Here is a 20,548-nt window from a genome sequence, read left to right on the forward strand (position 1 = left end):
CCTTCTCGTGGGGGACAACAAGCCTGTCGCAGAGGGGATTTGGACCCGAATCCGTGCTGACGTGACGTCTTGACGGGCTTCCGGGGCGCTAGTTAACTCATGACGTGAGCTAAGTCATGAGTGAACCACGAGAGCCAAGGGAAGGTCCATGCGAAGAACCGCCCTGCTCGCCTCCGCCGGTCTGCTGACCGCGCTCCTACCGGTCGCGTCGGCCCACGCGGCCGACGATCCCCCGCCCGTCCCCGTCGACCGCTTCGAGGGCGAGGTCCCCTTCGCCTCCCAGCCCGCCGAGGGCATCTTCACCTGGGGCGGCGACAGCGACGACCCGCCCACCCTCACCCTCGCCGACCGCACCGACGCCCCCGAGGGCGCCAAGGTCCTCTCCGGCACGTACGACATCAGCGGCTACGGCGGCTTCACCCACGACTACGCCGCGAACCAGCCCGCCCACGACTGGTCCGCCCACAAGGGCATCCGCTTCTGGTGGGACGGCCAGGACAAGGGGAAGAAGATCGCCTTCGAGATCAAGGACGGTGGCGCGGGCGGCGAGGCCTCCGAGCTCTGGACCACCTCCTTCACCGACGACTTCACCGGCTGGAAGCAGATCGAGATCCCCTTCACCGACTTCGTGTACCGCACGGACTACCAGCCCGTCGGCGGCATCGACCACGTCCTCGGACTGACGCAGATGTGGGGGTACGCCCTCACGCTCCCCGTCGGCGTACACGGGCAATTCGCCATGGACGAAGTCGAGTTGTACGGCAAGGCCGACCAGTCCCTGCGCGCCTCCGTCACCACCGACGCTGCCGTCTACCCGGTCCGCGAGGGCGACACGGCCACCGTCGAGGTCACCCTCGCCACCACCGGCTCCGCCCCTCTCGACGAGCCCGTGACCGTTGCGTACGAGACGGCGGCCACCGGCAGCGCCGACCCCGGCAAGGACTACACCCCGGTCTCCGGCACCCTCACCTTCCCGGCGGGCACGGCCTCCGGCGCCGCGCAGACCGTCCGAGTCCCCACCCTCAAGGACAAGGCGGCCGAGTCCGCCGAGGCGATCCCCCTCAAGCTCACGGTGACCGGCGCCAAACCCCCGGCCGAGACCCCGCAGATCGTCGTCGACGCGCACGGACTGCCGTACCTGAACGCCAAGTTGCCGGTGAGGAAGCGCGTCGCCGATCTGCTCTCCCGTATGTCCCTGGCGGAGAAGGCCGGCCAGATGACCCAGGCCGAGCGCGGTGCCGTGGCGAACGGCGGTGACATCGCCACCTACGGTCTCGGCTCCCTGCTCTCCGGCGGCGGCTCCACCCCCACGCCCAACATCCCCGAGGCCTGGGCGAAGATGATCGACGCCTTCCAGCTGAGGACACAGGCGACCCGCTACCAGATCCCGCTGATCTACGGCGTCGACGCGGTCCACGGCCACAACAACCTGGCCGGCGCCACGATCATGCCGCACAACATCGGCATCGGCGCGACGCGGGATCCTCAACTCGCCCAGCAGGCGGGCTCGGTGACGGCGGCCGAGGTGCGCGCCACCGGCATCCCCTGGGACTTCGCGCCCTGCCTCTGCGTCACCCGTGACGAACGCTGGGGCCGCTCCTACGAGTCCTTCGGCGAGGACCCGGCGCTCGTCGAGTCCATGGAGACGATCATCCAGGGCCTCCAAGGACGCGCGAACGGCAAGGACCTGAGCCGGAACGACAAGGTCCTCGCCACCGCCAAGCACTTCGTCGGCGACGGCGGCACCGAGTTCGGCTCGTCGACCACCGGGTCGTACACGATCGACCAGGGCGTCACCAAGGTCACCCGGCAGCAGCTGGAGGCCGTCCACCTGGCGCCGTACGAGACCGCCGTCGACCGGGGCATCGGCACGGTCATGCCCTCGTACTCCTCGCTCGACATCCTCGGCGACGGACAGGGACCGGTGAAGATGCACGCCCGCGCCGACATGATCAACGGTGTGCTCAAGGGCCGGATGGGCTTCGACGGCTTCGTCATCAGCGACTGGAACGCCATCGACCAACTCCCCGGCGACTACGGGTCCCACGTCCGCACGGCGGTCAACGCGGGCGTCGACATGATGATGGTGCCGTACTCCTACAAGGACTTCGGCGCGAAGCTCGTGGATGAGGTGAAGGCCGGCCGGATCAGCGAGAAGCGCGTCGACGACGCTGTCTCCCGCATCCTCACCCAGAAGTTCCGCCTCGGCCTCTTCGAGCACCCGTACGCCGACACCGGTGGCGCCGCGCGGATCGGCTCGCCGGAGCATCGGGCCGTCGCCCGCCATGCCGCCGCCGAGTCCCAGGTGCTGCTGAAGAACGACGGGGGCGTGCTGCCCCTGAAGAAGTCGCAGAAGGTCTACGTCGCCGGTTCCAATGCCGACGACATCGGCAGCCAGAGCGGCGGCTGGACGCTCACCTGGCAGGGCTCCTCCGGGAACATCACCAAGGGCACGACCGTCCTGCGGGGCCTGCGCGATGCCGGCGGGTCCGTCACCTACTCCAAGGACGCCTCGGCGCCCACGTCCGGCTATGACGTCGGCGTGGTCGTCGTCGGTGAGACCCCGTACGCCGAGGGCGTCGGAGACGTCGGCAACGGCCACGACCTGCAGCTGTCCGCCGCCGACCAGGCCGCCGTGGACAAGGTGTGCGCGGCCATGAAGTGCGTCGTGCTGATCGTCTCCGGGCGGCCGCAGCTGATCGGCGACCGGCTCGGCGAGATAGACGCGCTGGTCGCGTCCTGGCTGCCGGGCACGGAGGGCGACGGCGTGGCCGACGTGCTGTACGGCAGGCGGCCCTTCACCGGGCAGCTCCCCGTGACCTGGCCCCGGTCCGAGGCCCAGCTGCCGATCAACGTCGGCGACGCGTCGTACGACCCGCAGTTCCCCTACGGCTGGGGGCTCACGACCCGGACCGAGGTCCCGCGGGGCGGGGCGAAGGCGCTGCGGGCGCTCGGGGCCGCCGCCACGGTGGCCGAGAAGAAGGGCGCGGACGGCACGGGGCGCGCGCTGGTCGCCAAGGCGCGGCTGATCGTGCAGAACGAGATCGGGCAGCGGATCACCGCGGCGGTGGCGAAACCCTTCGCCGCCGCGGACCATCTGCTGCTGACCGGACGGTACGGACAGGCGGTGCGGGAGCTGACGGCGGCCTATCGGGCGGCCTGAGCCGCAGCTGGGAGGCGCATCCGGCGGTGGGCGCCTCCCAGCTGCATATATGACCATTCCCGCGATATCTGACCAATTTCTGTGGGTTCGGGTAGCTTCGAGACATGAAGGCCGTCGTACGGACCCGAGGCCCGGCCGGGCTGCTGCTGGCCCTGGCGCTTGCCCTTCTCACCGTGCTCGCGCCGGGCGCCTCGGCGGCCACCGACGCCACCGGCGTCACCAGTGTCTCGACGATCGCCGAAGCCCTCCGCAAGAACCCCGTGTACGTCGACCCGGCGGCCTCCGGACAGTTGTCGGCGGCGTCCGTGCAGGCGCTCGACAGACAGATCAAGAGCGCCGACAAGCCGCTCTTCATCGCGGTCCTGCCGACCGGCTACCCCACCCGGAACCTCTTCGTCGACCTGCGCACGGCCACCGGCATCACCGGCCTCTACGCCGTCCGCCTCGGCAACGGCTTCGACGCCCGCGCAGACTCCTCGGTCCTGCCGCGGACGGCCGTACGGAACCTGGTCACCAGCGTCCAGGGCGAGGACGCCAGGACCCAGCTGACCGACTTCACCGACCGCGCCCTGGCCAACATGGGCGGCAGAGCCCCCGCCTCCTGGGGCTCCTCCAGAAGCGGCCAGGGAGTCTCCAGCACGGCTGTGATCACGGCCGGTGTCGTGGTCGTGGCGGTCGGCGCGGGCGCGTACGCGGTGGTCCGGCGCGGCCGCCGGCGGCGCGAGGAGGAGCAGCGGGCCGCCCTGGAGCGGTTGCGGGTGGTGGTCGACGAGGACATCACCGCCTTCGGCGAGGAGCTGGACCGGCTGGACTTCCACCCGGCGGAGGCGGGCGCCGACGACGCGATGCGCGCGGACTACGAGCGCGCGCTGGACGCCTACGAACAGGCGAAGCAGTCCATGGCCGAGGCCCGCAGACCGGAGGACGTCCGGGCCGTCACCCAGGCCCTGGAGGACGGCCGCTTCTCCCTCGCCCAGCTGGCCGCCCGCCGCGAGGGCCGCGCGCTGCCCGAACGCCGTCCGCCCTGCTTCTTCGACCCTCGCCACGGCCCCTCGGTCGCCGACGCGATCTGGACACCGCCCGGAGGCTCGTCCCGTGAGGTACCGGTCTGCGCGGCGGACCAGACCCGGCTGGCCGACGGCCGCGACCCGGTCGTCCGCGAGGTGGACACCGACTACGGGCGCCGCCCCTACTGGGACGCGGGCCCGGCCTACGGCCCCTGGGCGGGCGGCTACTTCGGCGGCGGCATCCTGCCGGGACTGCTCGTCGGCACCCTGCTCGGCAGCGCGATGGCCACCCCGTCCTACGCGGCCGACTACGGCACCGGGTACGGCGACTTCGGCGGCGGCTACGAGGGCGGCGACGTCTCCGGCGCGGACTTCGACCCCGGCGACTTCGGGGGCGGGTTCGGGGACGGCGGGGGCGGGGACTTCGGGGGCGGCGGCGACTTCGGCGGAGGGGACTTCGGCGGGGGGATGTGAGCCGAGGCCCTCGCCTTGTCCGGCTGCTCAGGCCTCCGGTCCGGGCAGGTCGGCCAGCCGTTCCAGCAGCGCGCCCGCCAGCGCCAGCACGCCCCGCTCCGTCTCGCCGAGGGACGCCAGCGCGGTGGCCAGCCAGGCGTCGCGGTCGGCCATGTCCCGCTCCAGCGCCCGCCGTCCGTCGGCCGTGAGCGTCAGCACCGACCGGCGCCGGTCCTCCGTGCCCGGCTCCCGCGCGATCAGCCCCTCCGTCTCCAGTTCCGCGAAGACCCGGGTGAGCGACTGCGGCCGCTGCCGCTCCGCTGCCGCGATCTCTCCGGGGGTGGCGGGACCGTGCCGGTGCAGATGCCCGAGGACGGCGAGCTGATTGGGGCTGAGGCTGCCGTCCCCGCGCTCCTGACGCAGCCGACGGTTCAGCCGTACGACGCCGCGTCGGATGTGGGCGGCTTCGGAGAGGTCATCCATGACCGGAATCGTACGCCAACTCTTACTATCCGCGCACCAGAATCCCCCGTACGATCGACTGAGTGACCGCCAAACCATTACGTAACGCGTACGAAGCGGCGCTGACGATGACGGCCGTGCTGCTCTGCTGGGCCGCCGCCCTCCGCCTGGAGGGCGCCGCCGGGCTGCACACGGACTCCGTCGTCCTCGCGGTCGCCCTGTCCCTCACCCTCGCCAGAATCGGGCGGACGGCCGACACCCGCGAACGGCTCACCGCACTCGTCCTGCTCCCCGCCGTCGCCGCGGTCTGCGCGCTGATCGGCCATCTGATCGCCGCGCACTACGCGGTGGGCGCCGCCGTCTTCACCGCCGGGATCTCGCTGCCCATCTGGATCCGCCGCTACGGCCCCGTCGCCACCAGGGCGGGCACGCTGATGACCCTGCCGTTCGTCGCGCTGCTCGTCGTCCCCGGCCCGGCACTGCCGTCCGCGGCGCAGGGCGCGCTGGTGAGCTGGGCCTGGTCGGCTCTGATCGGAGTGCTGGCGTGCGGCTGCGTCTGGCTGGTGCAGGCGCTCGCCGACAGATACGGCCCCTGGCCCGCCGAACCCGCGACCGCTCCCTCCCCACGGCGGCCGTCCCGGCTCCGCCCCCGCCCCAGCACTCGGATGGCCGTCCAGATGGCGGTGGCCGTCGCGGCCTCCTTCGCCCTCGGCCGGCTCCTCTTCGACCACCACTGGCCGTGGGCCGTACTCACCGCGTACGTTGTCGGGAGCGGCAACCGAGGCCGAACCGACGTACTGCGCAAGGGAGTCGAGCGCTTCGCCGGAGCCTGCGCGGGCACGCTGCTGGCCACCGGCGTGGCGGCGCTGGGAATCTCCGGGCACACCGCGGTGGCCGTCATGTTCGCGGTCCTGGCCGTGGCCCTGTGGCTGCGCCCGCTCAACTACGCCTACTGGGCAGCCGGCATGACCACGGCCCTGTCTCTCCTGCTCGGCTACTTCGGCCAGGACGCGAGCAGCCTGCTCCCCACCCGCCTGGCCGCGATCGCCGTCGGCGCCGTCCTGTCCGTCGCGGCGGCCTGGTGGCTGCTGCCGGTCCCGACAAGGCCTGGAGGCCCTGGCGGCCGACGTGATCGGGTTGCCGACGGGCGCCGGCCCGCTGTTCAGGACGCGTGACGCTTGACGACGGGCTCCCGTCGGAGGGCGTAACGCTCACCGGCGGCGTGCCACCAGGCAGGCGGCGAGGGCCCGTTGACGACGACGGAGCTCGGCTGATCGGGATGGAGTCCAAGCCGCCACAGGGCACGGGCGTCGATGGAGAGGCCGATCGAATCGCTCCACCGCCCCGAGGGCTCACGCCGGCACCAGGTATCGAACCGGATCTCTTCCATCGCGAACGGCATCCAGTCGATGCCGTGTTCACGCAGTCAAGCGCAGAGGGCGACGACGCCGCGAGGACGCCTCGGCACGTTCTCGAAGGAGAGGACGTAGACCCAGTCGATCTGCTCAGTCGCGGGTGACACGGTCAAGGAACTCACTCCAGGTGGAGGGGGAGACGGAGAGGAAGGGGCTGTCGGGGGTCTTGGAGTCACGGATGTGGATGGTGGCGGGGGTGGTGGCTACCTCGACGCAGTCGCCACCCTCGTTGCTGCTGTAGCTGGACTTGCGCCATGTGTACGCGACTTCGAGGCAGTTGCCGCCTTCACTGCTGCTGTAGCTGGACTTGAACCACTGAAGTGCGGTGCTCATCGGTCTCCTAGCAGTTCGCGTAAGAGGCGCACGCTCTCGTCCGGAGAGAGTGCCTGTGACCGCAGCATTCCATACTTGTGGTGATAGTTGCTGACCTCATTTGGGTCGTCCACGAGGAAGCTGGCGCTCTGCACTTCCAGATACGCCAGACGCTCGTGCTCGGGTGTCTCCAGCAGAACCATGGGGCCGCCGAGACCGGCGTGCGGTGTCCGGTCCTCAGGCATGATCTGAAAGCTCATGTGGATCGGCTCGGTGTACTCCAGGATCTGTCGGAACTGCTCCCGCATCACTTCCGAACTGCCGACCTTTCGCCGCAGGACGCCCTCTTCGATGACGAAGTGACCCACAGGCGGCCGCTCCCGCTGCCAGACCAACTGCCGCTCCATGCGCGCGTTCACCCACTGCTCGGCTGTCTCGCTCCCGATTGCCGGATACCGGTAGCCGAATACGGCGCGACAGTAGTCCCGGGTCTGAATCAGCCCCGGCACCACCTGAACCTCGTACGAGAGAAGACTGACCGCCTCCTGCTCGTGATCCACCAGCCCCTGCGCGAACTGCACGATCCGCTCACGCACCGGCATCTTCGCCACCAGCACGGCAAACGCCCCACCCGTACCTAGCAGTTCATCGAACTGATCGGCACGATCCGGCTGAAGAGCCAGCCTCCCCTGCTCGATCGACCTCACCGTGTCCACGTGCACGTTCGCCATCTCGGCGAACTGCTCCTGCGTAAGCCGCGCTTGCCTCCGATAGTGGGCGACCAGCGCCCCGACCGCCTGCCACGAACCGACCTTCTTGGGCTTCTTCGCCACGTGCATGCGTGGTCCTACCTTTCAAGGGTGGTTGCTCTGGTCATTCGTAAGATCGGAGGGCCCAGGGGTTCTCGGTATGGCTGTCATGCGAGCGCCGGTTCGACGGCTCAAAGGACTTGGCCGCCCGGAGCCCCGCGACGACTCGACCGCCAATTGGGAGACGCGACTCGATCGCTGCTGTAGGACAACGTCGGCGAGGTCGTCTGCGGGATCGATGTGATGGCGAGCTGGCGGAGGGGAACGTGCCCGAGATCTGGGCCGGAGTGGACATCGGCAAGGAACACCACCATTGCGTGGTGATCAACGCGGATGGCGAACGTCTGCTGTCCCGTCGGGTCCTGAACGACGAGACCGAGCTGCTGCAGCTCATCGGCGATGTCCTGGCGATATCCACCGACGTGCTGTGGGCCGTCGACCTCAACCACGGCGGCGCCGCTTTGCTGATTGGCCTGCTGCTCAATCACGGCCAGCCGATGGCTTACCTCACCGGCCTGGCGGTCCACCGGGCCTCGGCCACCTACAAGGGCGAGGGCAAGACCGACGCGAAGGACGCCTTCGTCATCGCCGACCAGGCCCGGGTCCGCCGGGACCTCGGGCTGCTGCGGCCCGGTGACGAGATCGCCGTCGACCTGCGCACTCTGACCACCCGGCGGCTGGACGTGGTCTTCGACCGCACCCGGCAGATCAACCGTCTGCGGGCTCAACTGCTGGAGATCTTCCCCGCGTTGGAACGGTCGCTGGACCTGGTCAACAAGGGCCCGGTGACGCTGCTGACCGGCTACCAGACCCCGGCCGCGATCCGCCGCGCGGCGTCAAGCGGATCGAGACCTGGCTGAAGCACCGCAAGGTCCGCGGCGCCGCCACGCTCGCGAAGAAGGCGGTGGAAGCCGCGCAAGCCCAGCAGACTGCGCTGCCCGGCGAGAGGCTGGCCGCCGCCATGGTGGTCCGCCTCGCGAAGGGGGTGATGGCCCTCGATGAGGAGATCGCCGAGCTCGACGCCCTGATCGAGGCCAGGTTTCGCGAGCATCCGCACGCCGAGGTGATCCGCAGCCTCCCCGGTATGGGCACCAAGCTGGGTGCCGAGTTCATCGCCGCCACCGGCGGTGACATGGACGCCTTCGGCAGCGCCGACCGACTGGCCGGCTTCGCCGGCTTGGCCCCCAGACCACGCGACTCCGGCCGCGTCAGCGGCAACCTGCGCAGGCCCAAGCGGTACCACCGTGGCCTGCTGCGGTCGATGTACCTCTCGGCGATGGTCAGCATCACGACATGCTCCGCCTCCAAGGCGTACTACCAGCGCAAGCGCAGCGAGGGGAAAGGACACAAGCAGGCCCTGCTGGCCCTCGCTCGCCGCAGGCTCAACGTCTTGTGGGCGATGATCCGTGACGGAGAGTGCTATCAAGGTTCACCTCCCGTCACGGCTGCGGCTTGACATCACGATTGGGAAGTCCTTTCCCCCGTGCGCACCCGAAGTCCTCGTAGTGGAGTCGTAGCGATCAGAACTACGACTTCACTCATTGGTCCACTCTAGTGACACACAGTGACACTCGCCTCATGAACGCGGAAAATCAACACCCCCACACCCGCGAGGCGTTCTACCGCCGCGACCGCAGATCCGTACGCCTGGCCCGGGAGTTCACGCACGACGCCCTCGCCGACTGGGCAGTGGCCGAGCGCGGCGACGACGTGCTGCTCTGTGTGAGCGAGCTGGCCACCAACGCGTTGCTCCACGGCGTACCGCCGGGCCGGGGCTTCGGTCTGCGTCTCGTCCTGGACGGTGACGGCGTGCTGCGGCTGGAACTCCACGACAGCGGCCCCGGCACGGTCCGCGTCCCGGATCCGTCCCCGGAGTCGGAGCACGGCCGGGGGCTGTTGCTGGTGAGTGCCCTCGCCGACAAGTGGGGCGTGGGGGAGAGGAACCCCGGCAAGTTCGTGTGGTGCGAGTTCGAGGTGCGCGGGTCCTAGCCGCCGGTCCACTTCCGCAGCAGCGCCTCGCGCTCCTCGCGGGGCGGGGTGCTCTCGGTGGCGTGGTCGCGGCGCCAGGCGAGCAGGTCGGTGAGGGGTGTGCGGCCGTCGGTGAGGTGTTCCAGGAGGGTGCGGGAGAGGTCGTACTCCTCCGGGGTGTAGATCCCACCCGAGACGGCGGAGTGGACGCTCACATCGACGGGGTCGGCGTCGTCCGCAACGGGTTCCACGCGCACGGTGTAGGCGGGCGGGAGGACGCCGTCGCCGGTCACCAGCACGATCAGCGAGTCGAAGGCGACGGAAGCGAGGCGCCGCGCGGCCGACCGCACGGCCACGTCACGGGCCTCGATCCGCCGTACCTCGCTCCAGTTCCAGGACGTGCCGTGATCGACGCCCAGGGCCTCGACGCCGTGTTCCGTCAGACGTACGCCAGACGCGGTGCCGACCGGCTCGGTCCCCACGTACACGCAGTCCTCGGTGATCCAGAACAGGCCGACCATGGCCATCGATGTGCCTCCCCCAACGGTGTTGCCTTGAGAGACGGCGCGGGCGGTCGCAGGGTTGCGCCGCCCACCGCCGGAGGCTCACGCGTTCTTGATCGCCGAGATGTCGAAGTTCAGCTTGATCTTGTCGGAGACGAGGACGCCACCGGTCTCCAGCGCGGCGTTCCAGGTGAGGCCCCACTCCGAGCGCAGGATTTCCGTCCTGCCCTCGAAACCGACACGCTCGTTGCCGAAGGGGTCCTTCGCGGAGCCGTTGAACTCCAGGTCGATGGAGAGCGGCTTGGTGACGCCGAGGATCGAGAGGTCGCCGGTGATGCGGTAGTCGTCGCCGCCCAGGGCCTCCGCCTTGGTCGAGCGGAAGGTCATCGCCGGGAACTCGTCCGTCCTGAAGAAGTCCGACGACTTCAGGTGACCGTCGCGGTCGGCGTTGCCCGTGTCGATGCTGTCCATCTTGACGTCGAGGGACGCGGTGGACTTCGTCGGGTCGGAACCGTCCAGGTGCAGGGAGCCGGTGAATTCGAGGAAGCCGCCCTTGACGTTCGTGACCATGGCGTGGCGGGCCACGAAGCCGATCGTGGTGTGGGCCGGGTCGATCGTGTACTCGCCGGTGAGCGCGGCCAGGTCCGGGTTCACGGCGGCCGGCGCGGCGGCGGGGGCGGCGGCGGTGGACTCGGAGGTGTTCTTGCGGCCGAAGATGCCCATGACGGTGCTCCTTTGGGGACGGAGGTCTTGATGTTGAATGTTCAATGAGGTCAACACGGATGACCGTAGACCTATTCCGTTCAATGTTCAACATAGTCCACCGGCGTGTTTCCACCTATACGGTGCGTCACGTGGTGACCGGGTGAAGAGTGGGTGGTAGACGCCAAGGGCATGACCTCCACGCGTCGTACCTTCCTCACCGCCGCCCTGCTCGCGAGCGCCCTGGCCCCGGGTGTCACGACAGCCCGCGCCACCGGCGCCGACCCCCACGCGGCCCTCCGCCGGCGCTGGCTCGACATCGCCCTCGGCACCGGCTACGACCCGGCCGCGGAGCCCTACGCCTCCCGCCTGGCCCAGACCGGCGAACTGGCCCGCGCCTTACGCGCCACCATGACCCCGACGGCCACCTCCCTGTGGCCCGGACACTCCTTCGACCCGCCCGCCGGTATCACCCGGAGCTACAGCCGCCTGTGGACCATGACCCAGGCCTACGTCCAGGCCGGCACCGGCTCGACGGGCGATGCGGGTCTCCTCGCGGACGTCCTGCGCGGCCTCGACCACCTCTCCGTCACCGTCTACAACCCCTCCACCACCCGCTACGGCAACTGGTGGGAATGGCAGATCGGCAGCCCCCGCCTCCTCATGGACATCACGGCCGCCCTGTACGACCACCTCGGCGACGCCCGCGTCAGCGCGGCCTGCGCGGCCGTCGACCACTTCATCCCGGACAGCGCGCTCACGGACTACTCCGGCACATCCACCGGTGCCAACCGTGTCGACCTGTGCCGCTCCGTCGCCCTGCGCGGCGTCCTCGGCCGGTCCGGCGACCGCATCGCGCTCGCCCGCGACGCCCTGTCGCCCGTCTTTCCGTACGTGACGAAGGGGGACGGGCTGTACGCCGACGGCTCGTTCGTCCAGCACACCTGGGTCGCCTACTCCGGCACGTACGGACAGGTCATGCTCGACGGACTCGGCCGGCTCTTCGCGCTCCTCGCCGGCTCTGCGTGGGAGGTCACCGACCCCGGCAGGCACAACGTCCTGGACAGCGTCGAGAGGGCCTACGCGCCGCTGATCCACGACGGGTTGGTGATGGACGGCGTCAACGGCCGTGCCATCAGCCGCGGTTACCTGGCCGACGACGACCTGCACGTCATGCGCAGCGACCACTTCCACGGGCAGGCGCTCATTGCGGCCGTCACACTGTTCGCGGGCGGCGTGGACGAGGGGGAGCGGGAGCGGTGGTACGGCCGGATCAAGGGATGGATCCAACGGGACGATGTGACAACGATCCTGACCGGTCGTCAGCTCGGGGTCGGCGATCTGGCCCGGCTGCACGCCGTCGCCGACTCACCCGTACCGGCCGCCCCCGAGCCCGTCGGTCATCACCTCTTCGCCGCCATGGACCGTGCCGTGCACCGTCGCCCCGGGTTCGTCGCCTGCCTCTCCATGAGCAGCGACCGGATCGCGCACTACGAGTGCGGCAACGGCGAGAACCCGCGCGGCTGGCACACCGGCGCCGGAATGCTCCAGTGGTGGGCCGACGGCCCGAGCGATCAGTACACCGACTGGTTCTGGCCCACGGTGGACTGGTACCGGCTGCCGGGCACCACCGTCTCCACCAGACGCCTCGCCGACCGGGCCGGCGGCGAGTGGGGCGCGCCCAAGCCGGACGTGCGGTGGGTCGGCGGCACGACGGACGGGGAGTACGCGGCGGTCGGGCAGCATCTGAAGGGCCTCGGCTCCACGCTGGAGGCCCGCAAGTCGTGGTTCTGCGTCGCGGACGCCGTGATCTGCCTCGGCGCCGGGATCACCTGCGCCGACGGGGTGGCCGTCGAGACGGTCGTGGACAACCGGAACCTGGGGGAGGGCGGCACCCAGGCCTTCGTACGCGGCCGGTCCTGGGCCCACCTGGAGGGGCACGGCGGCTGGGTCCTGCCGTGCGGAGGCGATCTGCGCGTCCTGCGCGAGGACCGCACCGGCGCCTGGTCGGACATCAACGCCACGAGCACGGCGGAGCGCCGCACCCGGCGCTGGCAGACACTGTGGCTCGACCACGGAACCGACCCCACGGACGCCACTTACGTCTACCTCCTCCTGCCCGGCGCCTCCCGCCACGCCGTCGCCGCCCGCGCGGCCGACCGCCACTGGCTGTCCGTCCTCGCCAACGACCCCCGGGCGCAGGCGGTCGCGGTCCCGTCCCTCGGCCTGACCGCGGCCAACTTCTGGCAGGCCGGTTCGGCAGGGCCCCTGAGGGCGTCCGGGGGAGCGAGCGTCATGGTCCGGCGGCACGGCCGTACGGCCACCGTCCGCGTCAGCGAGCCGCAGCGTACGGGCGTGCCGCTGGAGATCGTCTGGGATCGTCCCGTGCGCTCGGTGGTCCGGGCGGACGACACGGTCGAGGTACTGTCGGCAGGCCGCCGTTTGAGGCTCCGTGTCACTCCGGGGATGGCATGTGCCACACAAGAATGTGAGGTGGCTCTTCGGTGACCGCTTTGTGGCACCTCCACAACGACGACGCCCTCTGAGCAGTCGGAAGGCCTGCATGCCGTCGAGGTTCTGTTCAGGGGTACCAGGAAAACGGTCCGGAGACTGTACGGAGTCGACGGCCCGCTTTGCTTGCTGTCCTTCGTAAGGTCGCTACATGACCGTTGTGGAAGAGAAGACGGGCGAGCCGACCGGCGAGCCGACGGACGCGCGCGGGCGGGTCGCCGAGCTGCACGAGATTCGTACTCAGGCAGTGGCGGGCCCCAGCGAGAAGGCGACCGAGGCGCAGCACGCCAAGGGCAAGCTGACGGCGCGGGAGCGGATCGAGCTGCTCCTGGACCCGGGTTCCTTCCAGGAGGTCGAGCAGCTGCGGCGGCACCGGGCGTCGGGTTTCGGGCTGGAGGCGAAGAAGCCGTACACGGACGGTGTGATCACCGGCTGGGGGACGGTGGAGGGCCGTACGGTCTTCGTGTACGCGCATGACTTCCGGATCTTCGGTGGTGCGCTGGGCGAGGCCCATGCGACGAAGATCCACAAGATCATGGACATGGCCATCGCGGCGGGTGCGCCGCTGGTGTCCCTCAACGACGGTGCGGGCGCGCGGATCCAGGAGGGTGTCTCGGCCCTGGCGGGCTACGGGGGGATCTTCCAGCGGAACACGAAGGCGTCGGGTGTCATCCCGCAGATCAGCGTGATGCTCGGCCCCTGCGCGGGCGGCGCGGCCTACAGCCCCGCCCTCACCGACTTCGTGTTCATGGTGCGTGAGACCTCGCAGATGTTCATCACCGGGCCGGACGTGGTCAAGGCGGTCACCGGTGAGGAGATCACCCAGAACGGTCTGGGCGGCGCGGACGTGCACGCGGAGACCTCCGGTGTGTGCCACTTCGCCTACGACGACGAGGAGACCTGCATCCACGAGGTGCGCTACCTCCTCTCCCTGCTCCCGCAGAACAACCGGGAGAACCCGCCGCGGGTGGAGTGCTCCGACGAGGCCGAGCGGCGCAGCGACGTCCTGCTGGACCTGGTTCCGGCGGACGGCAACCGGCCGTACGACATGGCCAAGGTGATCGAGGAGATCGTCGACGACGGCGAGTACCTCGAGGTCCACGAGCGCTGGGCCCGCAACATCATCTGCGCCCTCGCCCGGATGGACGGCCAGGTCGTGGGCATCATCGCCAACCAGCCCCAGGTGCTGGCGGGTGTCCTGGACATCGAGGCGAGTGAAAAAGCTGCGCGCTTTGTCCAGATGTGTGACGCTTTCAATATCCCGATCGTCACGTTCCTGGACGTTCCGGGGTTCCTCCCCGGTGTCGACCAGGAGCACGGCGGGATCATTCGGCACGGCGCGAAGCTGCTGTACGCGTACTGCAACGCGACGGTGCCGAGGATCTCGCTGATCCTGCGCAAGGCGTACGGCGGTGCCTACATCGTCATGGACAGCCAGTCCATCGGTGCCGACCTGACGTACGCCTGGCCGACCAACGAGATCGCCGTCATGGGCGCGGAAGGCGCGGCCAACGTCATCTTCCGGCGTCAGATCGCCGCGGCCGAGGACTCCGAGGCGATGCGCCAGAAGATGGTCAAGGAGTACAAGGCCGAGCTCATGCACCCGTACTACGCGGCGGAGCGCGGCCTGGTCGACGACGTCATCGACCCGGCCGAGACCCGCGAGGTGCTCATCAAGTCACTGGCGATGCTGCACACCAAGCACGCCGACCTGCCGTCGCGCAAGCACGGCAACCCCCCGCAGTAACCCGGCGGATCCTCCGCGGTACCCCCGCGGAAACCTCTCTCACGGAGACTGACACTTATGAACACCCCTGACATCCGCGTCGAGAAGGGCCACGCCGAGCCCGAGGAAGTGGCCGCCATCACGGCCGTCCTCCTGGCCCGCGCGGCCGCTCAGCCGACCGACTCCGACTCCACCGCCCAGAGCCACCGCGGCCGCCTGAAGGCCGGCTGGCGCCGTCTGGAGCGCGAGCCCGGCTTCCGCGCCCCGCACAGCTGGCACGGCTAGGCTGCGCCGCTCAGCCGTAGGAAAGGGGCCCCTCTTCGCAGAGGGGCCCCTTTTCCAGTGTTGTCGAAGCGGTCTGTGCCATATGGATGGGCGGGCCCTCCCACCGGGGAGGGCCCGCCCATCCATTCGGCGTACCGGGCTAGCGGAGGCGGGCCATCAGGGCGTGCTCCACCAGCGTGATCAGCGCCGACTTGGCGTCGGCGCGATGGCGGGCGTCCGTCGTGATGATCGGGGTGTCCGGGCCGATCTGCAGGGCCTCGCGGACCTCGTCCGGCTGGTACGGCTGGTTGCCGTCGAAGCCGTTGAGGGCGATGACGAAGGGCAGGCCCGAGTTCTCGAAGTAGTCGACCGCGGGGAAGCAGTCGGCGAGACGCCGGGTGTCCACCAGGACGATCGCGCCGATCGCGCCGCGCACCAGGTCGTCCCACATGAACCAGAAGCGGTCCTGACCGGGCGTACCGAACAGGTACAGGATCAGGTCCTGGTCCAGGGTGATACGGCCGAAGTCCATGGCCACCGTGGTGGTGGTCTTGTCTCCGGTGTGGGTGAGGTCGTCGATGCCGGCAGACGCGGACGTCATCACGGCCTCTGTGCGCAGCGGGTTGATCTCTGAGACGGCGCCGACGAACGTGGTCTTGCCCACGCCGAAGCCGCCCGCCACCACGATCTTCGCGGAGGTGGTGGAGCGGGAAGGACCGCCGCTAGAGCTTGCGAAGTCCACTGAGCACCCTTTCGAGCAGTGTCACGTCTGGCTGGCCACCGGCGTTCTCGTCGCCGCCGGGCTGATGGATGGCGACCAGGCCCGCCTCCGCCAAGTCGGCGACGAGGATCCTGGCCACGCCGAGGGGAATGGTCAGCAGGGCCGAGATCTCGGCCACCGACTTGATCTCTCGGCAGAGGTTGCAGATCCGCTGATGCTCGGGCAGCTGGCCCTGCATCTGGTGCGGCTGCGCGGTGGTGTGCACCAGCGCCTCGATGGCGAGCTGGTACCGCGGGCGGGTCCGGCCGCCGGTCATGGCGTACGGACGCACCAAGGGGTTGTTCGACGCCCCGGCGGGCGCCGGCTCGGGACGGCGCTGCGGCTGCACCGGCTGGATGCGCGGTGCCGGCGGCTGGTCGTACGGCGAAGGGCCGGGGCCCTGCGGCGCGTACGGCTGCCGGTGGCTGGGGGCGGAGGGGAAGTTGTACCGGTTCGCGGATCCGTCGCCCTGGCCCTGGGCAGGGCCGTACGACCAGTTGCCCGTATTCGAACCGCCTGGGGGTGTTGCCACTTTCTCTCCTCCTCCGACCGTGCCGGGCACCCATCCCTGTGGAGCCGCGTCCCGAAACCTTACGGCCCCGGGACGCGAAAACGCACCGTCTGACTGTTAGTTGAGAAGGCTTCCCTGGAGTTCGGCGCGCAGGTCCGGGGTGAGAACCGTGCCCGCGCGATCGACCAGGAGTGCCATTTCGTACCCGATGAGGCCGATGTCCGCCTCGGGGTGGGCCAGGACCGCCAGCGACGAACCGTCGGAAATGGACATGAGGAACAGGAATCCCCGCTCCATCTCCACAACCGTCTGATTCACGCTGCCTCCCTCGAAGATCCGGGAGGCGCCTGCCGTCAGAGACGTCAGACCGGAGGCGACGGCCGCGAGCTGATCGGCGCGGTCGCGCGGAAAGCCTTCGGACATAGCCAGAAGGAGTCCGTCGGCGGAGACCACCACCGTGTGGGACACCCCCGGGGTGTTGTCCACGAAGTTGGTGATCAACCAGTTCAGGTTCTGTGCCGCCTGGCTCATCGGGCTCACACTAACGCTCCTGGTTGTAGGTGCTGTCAGGGCCGAAGCCCTGGCCGTTCGTTTCACTGCCTGCGCTGCGTCCGCGCTGGACGCCCCGACGCAGGTTGCTCAGCCTGCCCCGGACGTCCTCCGGGGCGCGGGAGACCTGTGGGCCTCCCTGAGGGGTGGTCTCGGCGGCTCCCTCGACCAGGTTGGCCTTGGGCACGCGCCGCGGCAGTCCGGAGGAGGTGACTCCGCCCGCCTTGGGCTTCCGGAGCTGCGAGGCCTGCTGCCAGCGCTCGTCGTTCGCCGAACGCCAGCCGTCGCCGTTGGTCTCCGGCACGGAGGCCGGTGCTTCCTGGCGTGCGCGGCCCGCACCATTCGAACCGTTCGTACCGCTCGCGATGGATCCGCGACGGGGCAACCCGGCGTCGGTCAGCTGGTGGGAGGCGGAGGAGGCCCCGCCCGGACGGTCGAAGCCTACGCGGTCACGCTCGTTCACGTCACCGGCCTGCGCGGATTCCGCTTCGGGAGCGTACTGGGCCGGGTAGCCGTTCCGGTAGCCGTCCTGCTGCGGCCAGTCGTCCTGGTAGGACTGCTCCTCGTAGGCCGGGTAGCCCTCGGGGGCCGTGTTGCCCGCGGCGCCGGGCCCCTCCTGGGCCGCCTCCGCATACGTGGGCTCCGGGTAGCCGCCGTTCTGCAGACCACCGTTCGGCGCGTAGTACTGCTCGTCGTACGACGGCTGCTGCGGCTCCGCGTACGCGCTCTGCTGCTCCTGGTACGCAGCCTGCGGGTCGTAGGCCGCCGGCTGCTCCTGGTAGCCCGTACGGCTGCCGTCGTAGCCCGTTCGGGCATCGAACTCGTCGTACACGGGGGCCTCAGGGGCCTGCGGGGCCTCCTGGGGGGCCTGTCCGGCCGCGGACTGGGACTCCAGGGCCGCACGGCGCTCCTCGCGTATCAGCGAGCGGCCCACGGGGTCCAGTTCGCGGATGTCGTCGGGGACGTCGGCGTAGCGGCTGTCGTCGAAGCCGAGCTCGGCCGCCGTACGCATCGCGGGCTGCTGCAGCTGGTTGAAGCTCTCGCCCTGGAACTGCTGCTCCGGGATGATCTGGGAAACCGTGAAGTCCTCGCGGTCCAGCGGCTGCTCGCCACCGCCACCGTGCGTGATCGCGTCGGGCAGCATGACCAGGGAGGTCGTGCCGGCCTGCTCGCCCGAGGGGCGCAGCTGGACGCGGATGCCGTGCCGGTCGGACAGCCGGCCGACCACGAACAGGCCCATGCGCTGGGAGATCGCGGCGTCCACGGTCGGCGGGTTGGCCAGCTTGTGGTTGATGTCCGCGAAGTCCTCGGCCGTCAGGCCGATGCCCTTGTCGTGGATCTCGACCATCACGCGGCCGTCGGGCAGACGGGTCGCGGTGACGCGGACCTTGGTCTGCGGGGAGGAGAACGTGGTGGCGTTCTCCAGCAGCTCGGCGAGCAGGTGCACGAGGTCGGTCACGGCGCGGCCGTGGATCTCGGCCTCCGGGACGCCGGAGAGCTCGATGCGCTCGTACTGCTCCACCTCGGAGGAGGCGGCGCGCAGGACGTCGACCAGCGGGACCGGCTGGTCCCAGCGGCGGCCGGGCTCCTCGCCCGCGAGGACCAGGAGGTTCTCGCCGTTGCGGCGCATACGGGTCGCGAGGTGGTCCAGGCGGAAGAGGTTCTCCAGCTGGTCCGGGTCGGCCTCGTTGTTCTCCAGGTCGGTGATCAGGGTCAGCTGGCCCTCGATCAGCGACTGGTTGCGGCGCGAGAGGTTGGTGAAGATCGCGTTGATGTTGCCCCGCAGCAGGGCCTGCTCGGCGGCGAGCCGGACGGCCTCGCGGTGGACCTGGTCGAAGGCGCGGGCGACTTCGCCGATCTCGTCGGTCGAGGTGATCGGGATCGGCGCGACCCGGGTGTCGACCCGGCCGGGGTCGGTGCGGGACAGCTGGTCGACCAGCATCGGCAGACGCTGCTCGGCGATGCCGAAGGCGGCGTTGCGCAGCTGGCGCATCGAGCGGCTCATCTGGCGGGCCACCATGCCGGCCAGGATGAACGCGGCGAGCAGGGCGACCACGACCGTGGCACCGGTGATGAACGCGGAGGTCTTGGCGTCGTCGGCGATGCCGGAGGCCTCGTCCACCGCCTTGTCGGCGAGACCGAACTCGATGTTGCGGTAGGCGTCGTACTTGAGTGTGTTGACCGCCCACCAGTTCTGCGCGGTGGTGCCCTTGGCGGCCAGAGCGGCGCGGGTGGTGGTGCTGGTGTCGGGCAGCTGGGCCAGGGCCGCGACCATCTTCGTCACGCTGGGCGGGGGCACGTAGCTCGGGTCCTTGCCCTTGGCCGCCTCGGCCATCGCCGCGCCGTCGGTCTTGATCTTCGCCTCGGCGTCGGTGAGCTTCTGCGCGTCGGCCTCGGTGCCACCGCCGACGTACTCCTCGACGGCGATCCGCTCGAGGTAGGCGTAGGAGGACAGGGAGACCCGCTGGGTCGCCAGGTTCGGCTGGTCCGGGCCGGGCTTGACCAGCAGGTGCATGCCGATCGACCGCTCCAGCGAGAGGGCGGCCTTGGTCAGCGAGATGGCGTAGACGGTACGGCCGTAGGAGGTGATGTTGCCGGTGCCCAGGCCGAGCTCGTTGGCGAACTCCATCAGGGGGTGGGCGATCCCGACGTAACCCTCTTCGGTGTTCACGCCGGTCATCTTGGTGGTGTAGGCCGCGGCGCGCAGGTCCTGGAGCTTCGGCTCCTCCTCGCGGAACAGCTTCAGGCGGCGCTGCAGGCCCGGCTTCTGCGGCATGTTCTGCGCGGCCTGGTCGAAGGCGTCGGCGGCCTCGTCCGTCTGCTTGCGGGCCGAGACGACGGTGCTGTTGCTCTGGCCCTTGCCCTGCAGCAGCGGCGCCGCCGTGATGTCACGCTCGTTGTAGAGGGCGTCCGCGTAGCCGAGGGAGGCGCGCACCAGGCGCGCGGTGTTCTCGGCGTCCTGGGCCTCCTGCCAGGTGTCGATCGAGCTCTTCACCTGGAAGCCGCCCATGACGAGGCCGACCAGCACGGGTATGAGCAGGATCGCGTTCAGCCTGGTCGGCACTCGCCAGTTGCGCGGCGAGAGACGGCCGCCGCTCTTCGCGGGGGCGGCCGTCGGCTCCGAGCCCGGCACAGGGGTGGGCGCCGCAGCGCGCGGCGGCGGGGTGAAGTTGCCCCGTGCCGACGGCTCGGGACCGTTCTTGCTTCGCCTCACTCGACCAACAACCTCTCGGCGGCGGGCACCTACGACGTGCCGCAGTCTCTCAAGCCCGGTGTGTCACAGACCACTACTGAGTACGTCTTTGACTATTGGGCAGTTCAGGCATTCCAGCACGTCGACCAGCGCACTTCCAAACAGTGCAAACCTCGGATTGGGAGGGATGTAAGCCCCAGATAAAACGGTCAAAAAGAGCGAGCCCCGCCAAAAGGCGGG

General features: G+C 69.8%; 16 protein-coding genes and 1 pseudogene. 8 read left to right on the forward strand and 9 right to left on the reverse strand.

Annotation, left to right across the window (positions count from 1 at the left end):
• The first annotated feature begins 148 nt into the window (after positions 1–148).
• Both N8I87_RS28650 and N8I87_RS28655 read left to right on the forward strand, forming a co-directional pair.
• The gene (locus N8I87_RS28650; RefSeq protein ID WP_263213084.1) at positions 149–3,163 is read left to right on the forward strand and encodes a glycoside hydrolase family 3 protein; all 3,015 of its coding nucleotides are present in this window, start codon (positions 149–151) and stop codon (positions 3,161–3,163) included.
• Positions 3,164–3,267: 104 nt separating this feature from the next.
• Entirely contained in the window at positions 3,268–4,644 is a 1,377-nt protein-coding gene (locus tag N8I87_RS28655) for a hypothetical protein (RefSeq protein WP_263213085.1), read from the forward strand.
• Between the two features lie 27 nt (positions 4,645–4,671).
• Here N8I87_RS28655 and N8I87_RS28660 read toward each other — a convergent pair whose 3' ends face one another.
• A complete protein-coding gene (locus N8I87_RS28660) occupies positions 4,672–5,106 on the reverse strand; it encodes a MarR family winged helix-turn-helix transcriptional regulator (protein ID WP_263213087.1) in 435 nt (144 codons plus the stop codon).
• A gap of 62 nt (positions 5,107–5,168) precedes the next feature.
• Between N8I87_RS28660 and N8I87_RS28665 the strand changes: the two genes are divergently transcribed.
• Entirely contained in the window at positions 5,169–6,260 is a 1,092-nt protein-coding gene (locus N8I87_RS28665; protein ID WP_263213089.1) for an FUSC family protein, read from the forward strand.
• A gap of 330 nt (positions 6,261–6,590) precedes the next feature.
• Here N8I87_RS28665 and N8I87_RS28675 read toward each other — a convergent pair whose 3' ends face one another.
• Both N8I87_RS28675 and N8I87_RS28680 read right to left on the reverse strand, forming a co-directional pair.
• Positions 6,591–6,833, reverse strand: a complete 243-nt coding sequence (locus tag N8I87_RS28675; RefSeq protein ID WP_263213092.1) for a DUF397 domain-containing protein — start codon at positions 6,831–6,833, stop codon at positions 6,591–6,593.
• Positions 6,830–7,651: a helix-turn-helix domain-containing protein gene (locus N8I87_RS28680; RefSeq protein WP_263213093.1), complete on the reverse strand. Its 822-nt coding sequence runs from the start codon at positions 7,649–7,651 to the stop codon at positions 6,830–6,832. The genes N8I87_RS28675 and N8I87_RS28680 overlap by 4 nt, the downstream gene beginning before the upstream one ends.
• Before the next feature lie 236 nt (positions 7,652–7,887).
• Here N8I87_RS28680 and N8I87_RS28685 point away from each other — a divergent pair.
• Both N8I87_RS28685 and N8I87_RS28690 read left to right on the forward strand, forming a co-directional pair.
• Positions 7,888–9,077: pseudogene (locus N8I87_RS28685) on the forward strand (IS110 family RNA-guided transposase).
• A gap of 122 nt (positions 9,078–9,199) precedes the next feature.
• Complete coding sequence (locus N8I87_RS28690) at positions 9,200–9,610, forward strand: ATP-binding protein (protein WP_263213095.1); 411 nt, start codon at positions 9,200–9,202, stop codon at positions 9,608–9,610.
• On the opposite strand, the gene N8I87_RS28695 is transcribed toward N8I87_RS28690, so the two are convergent.
• Positions 9,607–10,116 carry a hypothetical protein gene (locus tag N8I87_RS28695; protein WP_263213097.1) on the reverse strand — a complete coding sequence of 170 codons (510 nt, stop codon included), beginning with the start codon at positions 10,114–10,116 and terminating at the stop codon, positions 9,607–9,609. The two genes, N8I87_RS28690 and N8I87_RS28695, sit on opposite strands and share 4 nt — an antisense overlap.
• A 78-nt stretch (positions 10,117–10,194) precedes the next feature.
• The gene (locus N8I87_RS28700) at positions 10,195–10,815 is read right to left on the reverse strand and encodes a YceI family protein (RefSeq protein ID WP_263213098.1); all 621 of its coding nucleotides are present in this window, start codon (positions 10,813–10,815) and stop codon (positions 10,195–10,197) included.
• Positions 10,816–10,986: 171 nt separating this feature from the next.
• Between N8I87_RS28700 and N8I87_RS28705 the strand changes: the two genes are divergently transcribed.
• The 3 genes from N8I87_RS28705 to N8I87_RS28715 all read left to right on the forward strand — a co-directional run bounded on the left by N8I87_RS28705 (position 10,987) and on the right by N8I87_RS28715 (position 15,316).
• A complete protein-coding gene (locus N8I87_RS28705) occupies positions 10,987–13,302 on the forward strand; it encodes a polysaccharide lyase 8 family protein (RefSeq protein ID WP_263213099.1) in 2,316 nt (771 codons plus the stop codon).
• Between the two features lie 154 nt (positions 13,303–13,456).
• The gene (locus N8I87_RS28710; RefSeq protein WP_263213101.1) at positions 13,457–15,052 is read left to right on the forward strand and encodes an acyl-CoA carboxylase subunit beta; all 1,596 of its coding nucleotides are present in this window, start codon (positions 13,457–13,459) and stop codon (positions 15,050–15,052) included.
• A gap of 57 nt (positions 15,053–15,109) precedes the next feature.
• The gene (locus tag N8I87_RS28715) at positions 15,110–15,316 is read left to right on the forward strand and encodes an acyl-CoA carboxylase subunit epsilon (protein ID WP_263213103.1); all 207 of its coding nucleotides are present in this window, start codon (positions 15,110–15,112) and stop codon (positions 15,314–15,316) included.
• A 139-nt stretch (positions 15,317–15,455) separates the two neighbouring features.
• Here the strand turns inward: N8I87_RS28715 and N8I87_RS28720 are convergent, their stop codons facing one another.
• The 4 genes from N8I87_RS28720 to N8I87_RS28735 form a co-directional block, all read right to left on the reverse strand.
• The gene (locus tag N8I87_RS28720; RefSeq protein WP_071369867.1) at positions 15,456–16,037 is read right to left on the reverse strand and encodes a GTP-binding protein; all 582 of its coding nucleotides are present in this window, start codon (positions 16,035–16,037) and stop codon (positions 15,456–15,458) included.
• On the reverse strand, positions 16,018–16,587 hold the full coding sequence (locus N8I87_RS28725; RefSeq protein WP_263213105.1) for a DUF742 domain-containing protein: 570 nt from the start codon (positions 16,585–16,587) through the stop codon (positions 16,018–16,020). The genes N8I87_RS28720 and N8I87_RS28725 overlap by 20 nt, the downstream gene beginning before the upstream one ends.
• 96 nt (positions 16,588–16,683) lie before the next feature.
• Positions 16,684–17,097: a roadblock/LC7 domain-containing protein gene (locus N8I87_RS28730; RefSeq protein WP_030948713.1), complete on the reverse strand. Its 414-nt coding sequence runs from the start codon at positions 17,095–17,097 to the stop codon at positions 16,684–16,686.
• A 10-nt stretch (positions 17,098–17,107) separates the two neighbouring features.
• Complete coding sequence (locus N8I87_RS28735) at positions 17,108–20,329, reverse strand: sensor histidine kinase (protein WP_263213111.1); 3,222 nt, start codon at positions 20,327–20,329, stop codon at positions 17,108–17,110.
• Positions 20,330–20,548 lie beyond the last annotated feature (219 nt).

This window comes from Streptomyces sp. HUAS 15-9, assembly GCF_025642155.1.
In the GTDB taxonomy this organism is placed as follows: Bacteria; Actinomycetota; Actinomycetes; order Streptomycetales; family Streptomycetaceae; genus Streptomyces.